Genomic DNA, 14,973 nt, shown 5'->3' with positions numbered 1-14,973 from the left:
TTATAGTGCTCCTTTCACGGCTTCAAGCTGTGCTGCAGGTTTCGGTGCCGTGATTCTGGCATTGGCCGCAAGCTGCGCCTGGCGCGAGCCTGCCGGCAGTTTCGCCTTGTGGTCTGCGATCATCTGCAGGAAACGGTCGAACAAGTAGCTGCTGTCATGCGGTCCCGGCGCCGCTTCCGGATGGTACTGCACCGAAAAAGCGGGGTAACGGGTATGCTTCAGTCCTTCGACGGTCTTATCATTGTTGTTAATATGCGTAACTTCCAGATCCGTGTTCACTACGGATTCTTCATTAACCGTATAGCCATGGTTCTGCGAGGTGATGAAGCAGCGTCCGCTCTCCAGCTCTTTGACCGGATGGTTACCGCCGCGATGTCCGAATTTGAGCTTCTCGGTGTCAGCGCCGCATGCCAGCGCGAACAGCTGATGACCCAGGCAGATGCCGAAGATCGGATATTCGCCGAGCAGTTCGGATATGGTCTTAACTGCATATGGCACATCCTTAGGGTCCCCAGGGCCGTTCGACAGCTGGATTCCGTCGGGATTCAGGCGGCGGATCTCATCTGCAGTCACATCGTGAGGCACGACAACCACATCACAGCCGCGGCTGTTCAGCTCGCGCAGAATGCCTGTCTTCGCGCCGTAATCTACCAGCACGATACGTTCCTTATTACCGGGACTGCTATATGTCTTGGTTGTGGAGGTACGTGCTACCTGATTGCGCAATTCTTCAATTGTAGTATCGCCCATCATTTCCATCAGTTCTTCCACACGTTTATTCGAAGTGGTGAGGATCGCCTTCATCGTGCCGTGGTGGCGGATAATGCGGGTCAGCATCCGGGTGTCAATCTCGCTGATTCCGGGAATGCCGTATTCCTTCAGCAGATCGTCTACACTGTATTCAGCACGCCAGTTGCTGGGCACAGTCTCGTGACGACGCACCACAAAGCCGTGCACAAAAGGGCGCACAGATTCGAAATCATCACGGGTAATGCCGTAATTTCCGATCAGCGGATACGTCATGGTGACGATCTGGCCGCAGTACGAAGGGTCCGACAGCACCTCCTGATATCCCGTAATTCCTGTGTTAAATACAACCTCGCCCGTCTTTTCGCCTTCCGCGCCAAATGCGGTGCCTGTAAACAGCGTTCCGTCCTGAAGCAGCAATCTCGCCTGCATTCCCTTCCACTCCTTCTTGTTTCTGTAGTCTGATGCTTATGTCACGGCCGGCAGCCTGGCTGCCAGTAACCGTCAGTTATACTTCACTCCATACGGCTCTGCCGTCTACCCAAGTCTTCACCGGCCAGCCCTTAAGCTTCCATCCGCCAAAAGGAGTATTCCGCCCTTTGCTGGCAAACGTTGCCGGGTCCACTTCCTTCTCTTCATTCATATCAATCAGTGTCAGATCGGCAGGCGCGCCTACTGCAAGGCTGCCAGTGTTCAATCTGAACACCCGGGCCGGATCAGCGGTCATCCGCTGGACCAGCAGGGACAGATCCCATTTGCCAGTGGCCACAAAAGCGGTATACAGCAGCGGGAAGGCTGTCTCAAAACCGACGATGCCAAACGGTGCAAGCTGCATGCCTTTTGCTTTCTCTTCCGCACTGTGCGGTGCATGATCGGTAACGATGATATCCAGCGTGCCGTCCAGCAGGCCTTCGATGCAGGCTTCCACATCGCGGCGCGAGCGAAGCGGCGGGTTCATTTTCCAGTTCGCGTCCATGCCCGGAATGTCTTCCTCCGAGAGCAGCAGATGATGCGGGCACACCTCAGCGGTCACCTTGATGCCGATCTGCTTAGCCTGACGGATCAGCCGTACCGATTGCTCGGTGCTGACGTGGCACACATGGTAGTGAACGCCCGTAGCTTCAGACAGCAGTATGTCGCGCCCTACATGGATGGCTTCCGACTCATTCGGAATTCCCTTAAGTCCATGCTTGTCGGCAAACGTACCTTCCGCTACCGCGCAGCCCTCAACCAGCGAGTTGTCCTCGCAGTGGGCAATGACCGGCATATCCATTCCTGCCGCCAGCTTCATGGCATCCTTCATCATTTGTGCGCTCTGTACGCCTACACCGTCGTCGGTGAAGCCAATCGCTCCAGCCGCTTTCAGTGCCGCAAAGTCAGTCAGCTCAAGTCCCAGCTCATTCTTCGTAATGGCCGCATAAGGCAGCACCTTCACGAGTCCGGCTTCACGCGCCTTATCTTTTACCAGTTGGACGATCTCTGCACTGTCTGTTACCGGGCGTGTATTCGGCATGCAGGCGATAGTCGTGAATCCGCCTTTGGCCGCCGAACGTGCGCCGGTCTCAATCGTTTCCTTATGTTCAAACCCCGGTTCACGTAAGTGCACATGCATATCGATCAGTCCCGGGATCAGCAGCTTGCCTTCCGCTTCGATGATCTCTCCTGCTTCATCTACCGCTTCAGCGGCATCCAGAATCTTAGAGATTACCCCGTTCAACACGACAATATGCTTGCGCTCCAGCACGCCTTCTTGGCCCAGTACACTGGCGTTTTTAATGATCACGGTTATGATTCTCCTTTGTGCCTCAGGCCGCAGCCGTAAGCTCTTTAGTTATTATATAATAAAAATTCATCTTTGTGTATATTTATTAGTAAAGTTATGTGAGGTTTTTTTACGGAATCTTGCTACTGAAGTGCTCTCTCCATCACTGCCATCCGTACCGGAACTCCATTCGCCATCTGCGGGAAAATCCGTGACTGGCTGCTCTCCACCACTGCATCATCGATCTCCACATTGCGGTTGACCGGCGCCGGGTGCATGATGATCGTCCCCTTGTCCAGCTTCGCAGCGCGTTCTTCAGTAAGTCCAAAGTGTTCGCGGTATTCCCCCGCCGACAAAATGATCCCGGATGCATGGCGCTCCAGCTGCACTCTCAGCATCATAACCACATCCGCTTTCAGCGCTTCTTCCATTGAAACGTATGGAGCGTACGCGGCAAGCTCAGGAGCCTGCATATTCGCCGGTGCGCAGAACTGGACGCTTGCGCCCATCTTGGTCAATGCCCACAGGTTGGAGCGTGCCACCCGGCTATGCATAATATCTCCGATAATCGACACTTTCAGGCCCTTCAGTTCTCCGAAATACTTGCGCATCGTGTACAGATCCAGCAGCGCCTGTGTCGGGTGCTCATTGTTGCCGTCTCCGGCATTGATCAGCGGGATGCTTACCTTCTCGGCCAGCTGCTGCAGCACGCCTGCAGGCTTCAAACGCACAACTCCGGCATCGATCCCCATCGATTCTAAGGTGCGTACGGTATCGTAGATCGACTCGCCTTTTTCTACACTGGAAGCTGCCGCCGTGAAGTTCAGGACCTGAACGCCCAGCCGTTTCTCGGCCATTTCGAAGGAGAAGCGGGTCCGTGTGCTATTCTCAAAAAACATGTTGGCAACAAAATGCGATCTCAGCACCGGCGTGAGCTTCTCGCTCTGATTGTCCCAGTAAGCCGTTCTGTTCAAAAGCTGGCTGATTTCCGAAGCGTCCAGTTCCTTAATCCCCAGCAGACTGCGTTCCTTCACTTTGGTTGCCGTCATCATTGTTATCGTTCCTCCCGGTTTGAAATAATGTACACTTCGTCCTTGCCGTCGAATTCGGTCAGTGACACTTCAATCTGCTCATGCCTGGAGGTAGGTACGTTCTTGCCAATATAGTCAGGGCGGATCGGAAGTTCCCGGTGTCCGCGGTCAGCCAGTACAGCAAGCTGGATCATCCGCGGCCGTCCGCAATCCATCAGCGCATCCATCGCTGCCCGGATCGTTCTGCCGGTGTACAGCACATCGTCGAACAGAATCACTTTCTTGTCCTGGATGCCGCTGCTGCCCGGGGGCAGGATCAGATTGCTGTTGACCACAGCCTTGTCCATCGACTCCCTGTTGTCGCCGCCTTCGCGGTCATCGCGGTAATGCGTGATATCCAGCTCACCGTAAGGTATATCCACGCCTTCAATCTCCTTGATGCGCTCCGCAATCCTCTGGGCCAGATAAATCCCTCTCGTACGGATGCCGACCAGCAGACAATTCTCAATACCCTTGTTCTTCTCCAAAATCTCATGTGCAATGCGTGACAGTGCCCGGCGAATCGCCGTTTCGTCCATAATGACATTTTTTTCAGTAACCATCATCGTGCCATCCTCCTGCTTGATCGCCTGTTCAAGTTCCCGGATAAACAAAAAACTCCTTGCCCGAAACAGGCAAGGAGTGAAATCCGCAGATTCAAAAAGATGGCGTGTCCGCGCGCATAAAAAGGCCCTCCGTACTTATACGGATTCCTTCAAAATGTCGCGAACCTCGATTCACGTTACCTTGCCAGCCTCACGGGACTGATTTAAAGGCGCATATTCAACTAAAGGGAATTATGACAGAAGAAAAGGGTGGTGTCAAACTTTCTGCAAGATTTGTTTTGATGAATGGCGCGGCTGCGGTGATTTTGGACTTCCGGCCGCTGTTATGTTTGGATTTCCTGATTATTACCGCCGCCGCGGTAGAAATCCAAACATAAAGGCGGACGCTCCGCTCCTTCCAGTTCCAAAATCCCCTCCGCCGCTTCCACCTAAACAGGGTGAAAGATTCCACCCCACCCCGAGTTGGGTGGGGCAGGAAAGGCGGTACTATAGCGCTGCGCTGATAGTGCATACTCGGAACTAAAGCTATGCTGAAAAGCGAATGAACCTTTTATTCAGATTCCTTCCGCAATAATGTCAAGAGATTATCGAAGATTCCGGGTGTAGCGAATACGGCCTCTTCACCATTGAGTTCATTAGGGATGTGATCAGGCACCATATGTACATTGCAACTTAATGCTCCCGCCTCCCGTGCAATCAAGCCTGCGGCGGCTACGTCCCACGGTGAAAGACTTTCCGTATGCGCATCTAATTTACCGGACGCCACATAACAAATGTCTACTGTTGGTGCGGCAAAACGCCTAATGTCGCGGCAGTTCCTTCTGAGTCGGTTCACTCTTTCGATTGCTGGCTCCACTTTTGCTGGATCATGCGGAAAACCTGTGCCTATGACAGCATCTAGCAGCGAAGTACATGTACGAATTTGTAAACGCTCACCATTGCAATAAGAGCCTTCTCCTTTAATCCCAACATAAGTACAGTGCAAATCTGGCGCATATACTGCTCCTGCCAGCACTATGCCATCAAGGGCAAAAGCCAATGAAACGCCGTAATGCGGCAGGTTGCGAGCAAAATTAACTGTTCCATCTAAGGGATCAATTACCCAAACCGGACCGTCAAACTTGAAATTATCCCAATTATGTACTCCATTTTCCTCAGAAAGAATTCGATGACCTTGAAATTCATCCATTATGGCTCCTTGAATGATTTTTTCCGATAACCAATCAGCGGATGTCACAAGTTCACCATAATCCTTGTAATTCACTTCAATTTTTTCCCGGATGCGCAATTTGGAAATTCTGTCACCCGCTTTTGTTACAGCCTGCTCTGCAAACAACGCTAATTCACGAAGGTCGAACTTCATTTCGTTCACATTCCTCCTTATAGTGCGTTTCTTTTATGTAATTTCTTAAATACAGTGTTGATTAGGTATCTGCTTAATATGGAATCATCAACTATTTGAGAGACAACTTGATGACTCGGTTGCTTCAATTTAATCATACCTTCAAAAAATAATCATTGCGTAAATTCGCAGAATTATCCAGCTTATAAAAAATTCGTGAAATGATTGAACTATCCTGCCCGCTGGCATATTTTCGTTCCCGCCCCGCCTCTGCTATGATAAAAATGGAGGCGAACAGATCATGGACCTGGAGTTTATTACAGTAGATAAATGGGATGAACAGCTCTGGAAGCAGATGGAGCCGATGTACCGGGAGGCTTTCCCGAGCTGCGCTAAGTCAAAAGGGATTCTCCGCAGTATGCTGGAGCGGAAGATTGCTTATCTACATGCGGGACTTGATCAGCAGGGGCAGGTTGTCGCTATGGCCGTTACTGGGGTCGTGGGAAAGACTGACGATAAGGTACTGATCATAGATTACTTGGCGGTCGATAAGGAGCTGCGCGGGGCGGGTATGGGAACCTGGTTCCTCGTACAGATCAGGGACTGGGCTGTTCAAGAACACAACGTACGGGGAATCATCATCGAAGCTGAATCCGGAACCTCGGATACACACAAGGAGCGCATTCATTTCTGGGAGCGGAACGGATTCGTCCTGACCTCCTATGTCCACCAGTATATCTGGGTGCCCGAGCCTTATCAGGCGATGCTGCTGCCGCTGGATGGTAGCGGAAATGTACCGGACGATGGCGAAGCGCTATTCCGTTATATTAATTCCTTTCACAGCAAGGCCTACCGGAAAGGTTAGGCTGCTGTTCCAGGTCAGCCGGGAGTTTCCGGCTGGCTTATCTTTATATTCGAGGCTGCTAACTCCACCTTACTCTCACCGTCACATGCATACTGTCCCCCCCTGTTACCGGCCTGTCCAAGTAATGTTGCACATTTTACAGGATTTTTGCTCCGTAAATGCATCATTGGGTTTAATGTTGTATTTTTTACAGCATTTAGTATGAATATGCACTTACCTCTGAAGCGGATTGTTGTAAAAAGTGCAGGATTTGCGCTTTCAGTGCCTGTTTCGTCTGAGTAAAGTTGCAGTTTGTAACATTTGACCAGACCGAAGTGGATAGTGAGGCTCGGGAGCGATCGGCTGTCATAATAAAAAGCCGCCGCAGATTCCTCTGCAGCGGTCTCATCAACCAAACTTAAAATTCGAATTCAACGTCGCTAAGGCGTCTTTGAATTTCAGAAATTACACGCTTCTCATCTTCTTCACCTTTGGCGACGAAAGTCACGGAGAAACGCACGAACGCGCCGGCATCATCCCAAGGCACGGTGGAGATCAGCTTCTCGCGGATCAGGAACTGCGAGAAGTCCTCGCCGGATTCGAAGCGGCGTCCGCCTTTGACACCTTTTGGAGCAGCTACATACAGGAAGAAGGACCCCTTCGGTTTCTCTGCCTTGAAGCCCAGGCTGTTCAGTGCATCCACCAGCATGTTGTGGCGGCGGGAGTATTTGGCAGCAATCGCTTCGGTAATCTCTGGATGAGACAGACCGTATGCGGCAGCTTTTTGAATCGCGATGAATTGGCCGGAGTCATTGTTGTCCTTCACATCACTGAAAGCCTTAACGATCAGCGGGTTGCCGGCAACGAAACCGATTCTCCAGCCGGTCATATTGTAGGACTTGGACAGGGAGTGCAGCTCCACGCCGACATCCTTGGCCCCAGGTACGGACAGGAAGCTCAGCGGCTTCACGCCATCATACGTCAGTGCTGCATAAGGAGCGTCATGGATAACAACTACATCGTATTTCTTCGCCCAGGCTACTACTTCGCTGAAAAATTCAGGAGTTGCGCTTGCGCCTGTAGGATTGTTCGGATAGTTCAGGTAGAGCAGCTTCGCCTTGTGTGCTACATCCTCCGGAATGGAGTTCAGGTCAGGCAGGAAGTTATTCTCCTTCTTAAGCTCAACGGAGAATACTTGTCCGCCCAAATACTTGGTGTGGGTGCCCAGCACCGGATAACCCGGAACGGTCATGATCGTGATGTCGCCCGGATTAATGAAGACGGACGGCATCATCGCCAGCGCAGGCTTCGAACCGATGGAATGTACGATTTCATTTACCGGGTCGATGCCGTCTACCTGGAACACTTCCTTCAGATAAACAGCAGCAGCCGCTTTGAATTCAGGAATCCCGTTGTCAGAATATCCGCGGTTTTCTTCTTTGGCAGCTTCAAGGGCAAGTCTTGCCACAATGCCTTCATCCGCCATTTCGTCCGGCTCACCGACGCCCATGTCGATCAATTCAATGTTAGGAAAATCCTGCTTCGCCGATGCTTTGGCGCGTTTGATTTTCTCGAATTTGTAGATGGAAGTGTCCTTGCCATATCCGGCGCCGCCGATGCGGTCCGCAAAATTAGTCTGAATGAATGTATCCTGATAGTGTTCAATACTCATAATCTTCGTCTCATCTCCTGGCTTTTGTTGTGAATCCATGATCTAAATATGAAGCAAAGCTGCCTTAGAAGCCATGGACTTATAATCTATTCATTTGTACTTATCTGCTGCGCAGTGTGTACAGCACTTCTTCCATATCTGCCGGAAGCGGCGCGCTGAACTCCTTATACTCTCCTGTGGCAGGATGCACAAATCCCAGTACAGCAGCATGCAGAGCCTGTCCAGTCATCGTCGTACCTTTGCTGCGTCCATAGATTGGATCGCCGACCAGCGGATGGCCGATGAACTTCATATGCACACGGATCTGATGCGTCCGTCCGGTCTCCAGCTGCAGCTCAAGCAGCGTACAGTCGCCGAACCGCTCAAGCACCGTAAAATGCGTCAGAGAACGTTTGCTGTTCTTCTCAGTGACCATATACAGCTTACGGTCATGCGGATCACGGCCGATTGGGGCATCTACTGTGCCTTTATCATGAGACAGATTGCCATGCACCACTGCGATGTAGCGGCGGGTTACACTGTGCTCCTTCAGTTGGGCGGCAAGTGAAGCATGACTGGCGTCATTCTTAGCAGCCATAATCAGACCGGAGGTATCCTTGTCGATACGGTGCACAATGCCCGGACGAATCTCGCCGTTAATACCTGACAGGTCCTTGCAATGATACATCAGCGCATTGACCAGGGTGCCTGAGGGATGTCCTACTGCCGGATGCACCACCATACCGCGCGGCTTATTCACCACGATAACATCGCTGTCTTCATATACAACCTCAAGCGGGATATTCTCCGCAATTAAATCCGTAACTTCGGCTTCCGGCACCGTAACAGCCACCTTATCGCCTTCATACAGCTTGTAGTTTGCTTTGACAGGCGCGCCGTTCACCGTCACATGTCCGCCGCTGATCCACAGCTGAACCTGCGAGCGGGAAACCTCTTCTTCCCAAGACTCCGTAATGTACTTATCAATCCGTTCCCGGGCATTCTCCGCGGCAACCATCCATTCGGTGACGTCTCTTTCTTCTTCGAGGGCGCCAGACACCGCCTGCTCATTGACGTCTTTATTCAAAATCATTCATTCCCTTCTTTGACTTCCTGTGATTCCTTAACTTCGGTGACTTCCTGCTCGCCTTTCACATCCAGCAGTGTATCAAGAATGATCAGGGCTACCCCTACCACGATGCAGGAATCGGCTACGTTGAAGATCGGGAAGGTATAGCTGCCGAAATTGAACATCAGGAAATCCACAACTTCACCGTTCAGAATCCGGTCGATGAAGTTTCCGATGGCTCCTCCAAGCACCAGAGACAACGCCGTAGGCAGCAATTTGCGGGTCTTCCGGGCCTTGTTCAGATACCAGACGATACCGGCAACAACTATAACCGTAATTACAATGAAGAACCACTGTTGTCCTTCAAGAATTCCGAAAGCGGCTCCACGATTGCGGTGGGACGTGATAATGAAGAAATCCTTTATAACCGGAATCTGCTCTGCGATCTCCAGCCGGGTAGCAATCAGATATTTGGTACCCTGGTCAATCAAAAATACAATTAGCGCAATCAGAAAGTACACCACAGAAGTTGTCACTCCGTTCTTATTTTTCCCGCGGTCCGCGGTACGAATACTGTATAAAGACTTGTATATTGTAGCACAGGCCTCAAGATACAGTCCATTGCATGGCACTCTTTACCCTCCAAAGTACGGGTACTATTTTCCATCGCTAAAAAAGGGCCCCTGCGGCCAAGCTATACAAGCGGAAACGGCTTTGCCCTCCTTAATAAAGACGGAACCGTTTCAGCGAGGATTAAGCCACCGAAAGGAGCTCACAGCAATGAGCCATCTGACATCAACCCAGCTCTCCGGGCTGCGCGCATTACTGCTACAGCAGCAGGAGGACATCAAGCACAGGCTGCAAAATAATGAGCATTACGGACTGCAGGAAGCTATGCGCGATACTACCGGAGAGCTGTCCGAGATCGACAACCATCCCGGCGATGCCGCCACCGAGCTATATAACCGTTCCATGGATATTTCCCTGCTGGAGCGGGACGAGCATGAGCTGGACGATATCGAAGCGGCGCTGCGGGCGATGGATGAAGGCACCTATGGCATTTGTATAGCCAGCGGCGAACCGATTCCTTATGAACGTCTGGCCGCGATTCCATCCACCCGCTACACCAAAGAGCATGCACCACGCCAGAGCGCTCCGTTTACACGCCCGGTGGAGGAGGAGCTGTTGTCACCACCTTTTGGACGGACCAGCCTGGATGAGCGGGAGGACCAGAACGGCTTCGACGGGGAGGATGCCTGGCAGATTGTAGAGAGCTGGGGCAATTCCGATTCCCCTGCCATGGCCGAAGGCAACAACATCAGCTCCTACAATGATATGGAGATCGAAGCGGACGAAACCGAAGGCTTCGTGGAGCCGTGGGAGAATTTCGTCGCTACCGACATTACGGGAAATCATCTAACCATCATCAAAGGCAACAGCTACCGCCATTACATGGACGACGGGGAAGGTGACTACCTGCTGGACCCGCTCAAAAAAGAAAGGGAGTAGCCCCGTGCTGCTCTTTTTTAATTTGGACCCGGGTCAGAAGGTCTTCAGCTCCAGCTGATGCTGCACGATCCGCACAATGTCCGCAATATAGTCCCCGATAATCGGCAGATTCAATGCCCCAAGCACCTGAAGCACATAAATAATCGTCGCCGCAAAAAAAGTAAACCCGAGCGCAATCCCCAGCCCCCGGGCTACTCCGGAAAAAATATTCAGCCATATCAGCCGGAACGGCGAATGCAGCAGCTCCGTATATTCTGCAATCCGCGATTTCTCCATCTGCTGGGCCAGCTGGGTGGTCATCCGGTACAGCGCGTTCAGCTTTTCCTCCTGCGGCAGATCCGCCGGATCACCGGCTGCTGCGAGCGCGGCTGCAGGCTTTTGAGAAGAAAATGGTGTCTGTATACGCTCCCCGGAATGCAGGAATTGGCGCTTCTCCTCCGGTACTTTACCGGTATCCATGCTGCTGTCTACTCCCGAGGTCTGAATTGAAATTCTGCCCGGCCCTTCCGGCCTCTCCGGCTTCCCGCCCTCCGTATCTCCATCTTTCCATCCGCCCATGCCTCGGCACCTCCCTCGAATCTCTATGACCCGCAAAGCAAACGAGCCCGGTTAAAGAGACTTCTCTCTTTAAGCACGGGGCTCGTCATTTTGCATTCTAACCCATAGAATCTTTTCTTTGCAGCTAGTATATGCCATATAGGGACAAGTGATGCAGGGTGCAGGTTTTACTTAAGCGCCGATATGAATTCCGATGCTCTTGCCGCCGGCATCCACAGTTTCATAGGTATAGTCTCCGTCAAAATCAACCGTAGTCACCAGTACATTCTCGCGCAGTATATGCTCGAATGCGGTAACCGCAGCCTTCAGCTCGTCATCCACATGCAGCGTAAGAGCAATCCGTTTGTCGATCGGCAGATCCAGACGTTTACGGTAATCCTGCACGGCACGGACCACCTCGCGTACCCAGCCTTCCTGCACCAGCTCCGGTGTGATTTCGGTGTTCAGCGCCACCGTCAGTCCATAACCGGAAGCCGAGGCAAAACCCGGTTTGGCCTGCTTCTCGACCAGCAGCTCCTCGGATGTGATCTGCAGCTCTTCCCCGTCCGGCGATACAATGGCGAGTCCGCCGTCCTGTACGGTTTTGCGGGTAGCGTCACTGTCCATGGCTTTGAGGAAGCCCTGCAGGAAGCCAACGTTCTTGCCGTATTTCTTGCCTGCGACCTTCAGATTCAGCTTCAGGGTGAAGTCTACAAAGCCGCTGTCGCTGTGCTCGATCACAATATGCTTCACATTGATTTCGTCTTTGATCAGCTCTTCATAATCTGCCACATTGAAGTTATCGTCAATCGAGGCGATCAGCTCAGACAAAGGCTGGCGGGTCTTGATGCCGCTCTCGTTTCGCACGTTGCGTGCCAGCTCCACGATCCCTCTGGCGCTCTCCATATCCTTTTCCAGTGCAAGATCGATCAGGCTTTCATCCGCTTCCGGATAATCTGCGAGATGCACACTTTCTCCTCCGCCCAGGTTCGTAAAGATATCCTCGGACAGCATCGGTGTGAAAGGTGCCATCAGCGTAGCTGTGGTCAGCAGTACATGCGTAAGTGTGCGGTATGCATCCAGCTTCTCTTCGCCCAGCCCGCTGCCCCAGAACCGGTCACGGGAACGGCGGATGTACCAGTTGCTCAGCTCATCCACGAAATTCTCAATTGCTTTGGACGTATTCACGAAATCGTTAACGGCAAGACCTTTATCCACCAGCAGGATCAGGCTGTTCAATCGGGACAGAATCCAGCGGTCGAGCTTATGCCGAGGCAGCTTGAACGGGTGATCCGCAGGATCGTAGCCGTCGATACCAGCATACAACGTCAGGAAGGCATGCGTGTTAACCAGCGTATCCACAACCTTGGACTTCGTCTCTCCCACCAGACCGCGCGAGAACCGTTTGTTGTTCCATGGCGCACTGTCGGACAGAATGGCCCAGCGGAACCCGTCGGTGCCGTATTCGTTCATGATCTCCCAAGGGTCGATGACATTGCCTTTGGATTTGGACATCTTCTGGCCGTTCTCATCGAAAATATGACCGTGGGCGATTACCGCTTTGTAAGGCGCTTTGCCCGTGAACAGCGTCGATACGGCAAGCAGGCTGTAGAACCAGCCGCGTGTCTGGTCAATCCCTTCACAGATCATATCTGCCGGATACTGGTCTGCGAATCTGTCCTCATTCTCAAACGGATAGTGACTCTGGGCGAACGGCATCGAGCCGCTGTCGAACCATACGTCGATGACTTCCGGTGTGCGCACCATTACGCCGCCTTCACTGAAGGGACTCCGCAGCTTGATGTTGTCCACATACGGCTTATGCAGCTCGATATCCTCTGCTACTTCGCCGATCGCCATCGATCTTAGTTCAGCGATACTATGCGGTGCGAATTCCTTGCCGGTGTCCTGGCAGACCCAGACATTCAGCGGCGTGCCCCAGTAGCGGTTACGGCTGATATTCCAGTCCACCAGCTCCTCCAGGAACTTGCCGAAGCGGCCTTCACGCACATGGTCCGGATACCAGTTCACACTGTTATTGTTGGCGATCAGCTGATCCTTGATCGCTGTCGTCTGGATGAACCAGCTGTCTGTTGCATAATAGAGCAGCGGAGTATCGCAGCGCCAGCAGAACGGATAGCTGTGCTCGTATTTTTCTTTACTGTAGAGCAGTCCACGTTCGGACAATACCTTCACGATATCGAGGTCGACGTCTTTGACGAACCGTCCGGCAAAATCGCTCACCACACCGGTATATTTACCGGAGGTATCCACCACGTTGACGAAGCTGATGCCATTCTCGCGGCAGCTCTTGTAGTCATCTTCACCATGTGCCGGAGCCATATGCACGATCCCGGTACCGCTGGAATCTGTAACAAACGATGCGCCTACGATCACATTATGCTTCTCTGCCTTAATATAATCGAACGGCGGAGTGTAGCTCTGGCCGATAAAGTCCGCACCCGTATGGGTGGACAGGATCGTATACTTGCCTTTGAGCACCTCATCCACGAGATTCTTGGCCAGTACATATACGCCGTCTTCCTGCTGGGCACGCACATATTCCATATTCGGGTTCATTGCCAGCGCCATATGCGCCGGTAGTGTCCAAGGCGTGGTCGTCCAGGCCAGCACATAATCGCCGCTGCCGTCCAGCTTGAACTTAGCTGTAGCACTCAGATCCTTGACTGTCTTGTAGCCCTGCGCCACTTCATGGGAGCTCAGTGTCGTCTGACAGCTCGGGCAGTACGGGCTGACGCGGTGTCCGCGGTACATTAAGCCTTTGTCATGTACTGTAGCGAGGATATTCCACACACTCTCGATGTAGGTGTTATCCAGCGTAACGTAAGGGTTATCCAGGTCCGTCCAGTAGCCGATCGCTTCGGTGAACTCACGCCACTGCTTCTCATAGCCGAATACACTTTCCTTACATTCCTTGATGAACTTCTCCACGCCGTATTCTTCAATATCCTGTTTGCCGGAGATTCCAAGCTTCTTCTGCACACCGAGTTCAACCGGCAGGCCGTGGGTATCCCAGCCCGCTTTGCGGATCACACGGAAGCCTTTCATCGTCTGGTAACGTCCAACGAAGTCCTTGATGACCCGGCCCAGCACATGCCCGATATGCGGCACGCCGTTCGCCGTCGGAGGTCCTTCATAGAACACATAGTTCGGGCGTCCCTCGCGGTTCTCCATGGATCTGCGGAACGTATTCTCGTCGCTCCATTTCTTCAATATCCGGACATCTCTGGCCCGTGCTTTTTCTTTGACATCTACTTTATGCATGATGGTCAATCCTTCCGTTTAGTCTTTAAACCTTATTCGGATTTCATCCGAGCCTTCTTTAAAAGCTTTCAAACCTATCAAAACCTTTCAAAGCTTTTCGATCCCTCCCAAACCCTCCCTTCGCCAAGGGAGGGCCCCAAGGGCTCCGCCCTCTGGACACCCGGAAAGTTTGTCGATCTCCAGGGGAAAGGGGTTTGGTAAGTTAATTTTGTTGTAATGCCCGCTTACGCCGCAAGCGGCACGCTCTACCTCAAGCTACCGGCCCGCGATCCCGTTAGGGCAGCGCCAGGCCGGGGGCCGCTATTGCCGGGCTTCGCCCGGGGTCTGTCGGTGTAGTTGAGGCCCCGCAGGCGTACCCGTCAGGGCAGCCTAAGAAGGGCCGCGCCCTCCGCCGCAGTAATCCTTCCCCTTCCGCCATCGTCACTCCCCATTCGGAGCACTTGTTGCAGGTGTCTAGAGGGCGGCCAGCCCTTGGGGTCCCCCTTGGAAAGGGGGATTTAGGGGGATGTAAACACAAATGAGCGCCATCCCGCCCCCACAGGGGCGAGACAGCGCTCGCGATACCACCCTAATTCTGCACCTCACGCACAT

13 protein-coding genes are annotated in these 14,973 nt (G+C 52.6%); 3 read left to right on the top strand and 10 right to left on the bottom strand.

All coding sequences use genetic code 11. The features are described from left to right. From carA to pyrR, 4 genes are all read right to left on the bottom strand, one after another. On the bottom strand, positions 1-1,179 hold the full coding sequence (carA, locus tag MKX70_RS14310; protein WP_042139367.1) for a glutamine-hydrolyzing carbamoyl-phosphate synthase small subunit: 1,179 nt from the start codon (positions 1,177-1,179) through the stop codon (positions 1-3). 76 nt (positions 1,180-1,255) lie between these two features. Then, positions 1,256-2,536: a dihydroorotase gene (locus MKX70_RS14305; protein WP_042238474.1), complete on the bottom strand. Its 1,281-nt coding sequence runs from the start codon at positions 2,534-2,536 to the stop codon at positions 1,256-1,258. 116 nt (positions 2,537-2,652) lie between these two features. Continuing rightward, entirely contained in the window at positions 2,653-3,561 is a 909-nt protein-coding gene (locus tag MKX70_RS14300) for an aspartate carbamoyltransferase catalytic subunit (RefSeq protein ID WP_340840207.1), read from the bottom strand. Between the two features lie 2 nt (positions 3,562-3,563). Continuing rightward, a complete protein-coding gene (gene pyrR, locus MKX70_RS14295; RefSeq protein ID WP_042243170.1) occupies positions 3,564-4,142 on the bottom strand; it encodes a bifunctional pyr operon transcriptional regulator/uracil phosphoribosyltransferase PyrR in 579 nt (192 codons plus the stop codon). A gap of 236 nt (positions 4,143-4,378) precedes the next feature. Between pyrR and MKX70_RS14290 the strand changes: the two genes are divergently transcribed. Beyond that, complete coding sequence (locus MKX70_RS14290) at positions 4,379-4,522, top strand: hypothetical protein (RefSeq protein WP_340840206.1); 144 nt, start codon at positions 4,379-4,381, stop codon at positions 4,520-4,522. Between the two features lie 173 nt (positions 4,523-4,695). Here MKX70_RS14290 and MKX70_RS14285 read toward each other — a convergent pair whose 3' ends face one another. Beyond that, complete coding sequence (locus MKX70_RS14285) at positions 4,696-5,508, bottom strand: inositol monophosphatase family protein (RefSeq protein ID WP_340841662.1); 813 nt, start codon at positions 5,506-5,508, stop codon at positions 4,696-4,698. 280 nt (positions 5,509-5,788) lie between these two features. Between MKX70_RS14285 and MKX70_RS14280 the strand changes: the two genes are divergently transcribed. Further along, entirely contained in the window at positions 5,789-6,352 is a 564-nt protein-coding gene (locus MKX70_RS14280) for a GNAT family N-acetyltransferase (protein ID WP_340840205.1), read from the top strand. A gap of 397 nt (positions 6,353-6,749) precedes the next feature. Here MKX70_RS14280 and MKX70_RS14275 read toward each other — a convergent pair whose 3' ends face one another. The 3 genes from MKX70_RS14275 to lspA all read right to left on the bottom strand — a co-directional run bounded on the left by MKX70_RS14275 (position 6,750) and on the right by lspA (position 9,575). Then, positions 6,750-8,003, bottom strand: coding sequence for an LL-diaminopimelate aminotransferase (locus MKX70_RS14275; protein WP_042238477.1), 1,254 nt, complete (start codon positions 8,001-8,003; stop codon positions 6,750-6,752). 100 nt (positions 8,004-8,103) lie between these two features. After that, positions 8,104-9,075, bottom strand: coding sequence for an RluA family pseudouridine synthase (locus MKX70_RS14270; protein WP_340840204.1), 972 nt, complete (start codon positions 9,073-9,075; stop codon positions 8,104-8,106). Then, complete coding sequence (gene lspA, locus MKX70_RS14265; RefSeq protein WP_042243176.1) at positions 9,072-9,575, bottom strand: signal peptidase II; 504 nt, start codon at positions 9,573-9,575, stop codon at positions 9,072-9,074. Before lspA ends, MKX70_RS14270 begins: the two co-directional genes overlap by 4 nt. Positions 9,576-9,831: 256 nt before the next feature. Between lspA and MKX70_RS14260 the strand changes: the two genes are divergently transcribed. Continuing rightward, positions 9,832-10,560 carry a TraR/DksA C4-type zinc finger protein gene (locus tag MKX70_RS14260; RefSeq protein ID WP_042238479.1) on the top strand — a complete coding sequence of 243 codons (729 nt, stop codon included), beginning with the start codon at positions 9,832-9,834 and terminating at the stop codon, positions 10,558-10,560. 33 nt (positions 10,561-10,593) lie between these two features. Here MKX70_RS14260 and MKX70_RS14255 read toward each other — a convergent pair whose 3' ends face one another. Both MKX70_RS14255 and ileS read right to left on the bottom strand, forming a co-directional pair. Next, positions 10,594-10,896, bottom strand: a complete 303-nt coding sequence (locus tag MKX70_RS14255) for a DUF5665 domain-containing protein (protein WP_156123494.1) — start codon at positions 10,894-10,896, stop codon at positions 10,594-10,596. Positions 10,897-11,289: 393 nt separating this feature from the next. Beyond that, positions 11,290-14,382, bottom strand: a complete 3,093-nt coding sequence (gene ileS / locus MKX70_RS14250) for an isoleucine--tRNA ligase (protein WP_340840203.1) — start codon at positions 14,380-14,382, stop codon at positions 11,290-11,292. Between the last annotated feature and the right edge of the window lie 591 nt (positions 14,383-14,973).

The sequence above is a fragment of the Paenibacillus sp. FSL R7-0312 genome, assembly GCF_038004445.1.
Lineage (GTDB): Bacteria > Bacillota > Bacilli > Paenibacillales > Paenibacillaceae > Paenibacillus_AQ.
Note: the sequence above shows the minus strand (reverse complement) of the source record. Positions and strands in the feature narration are given on the sequence as shown.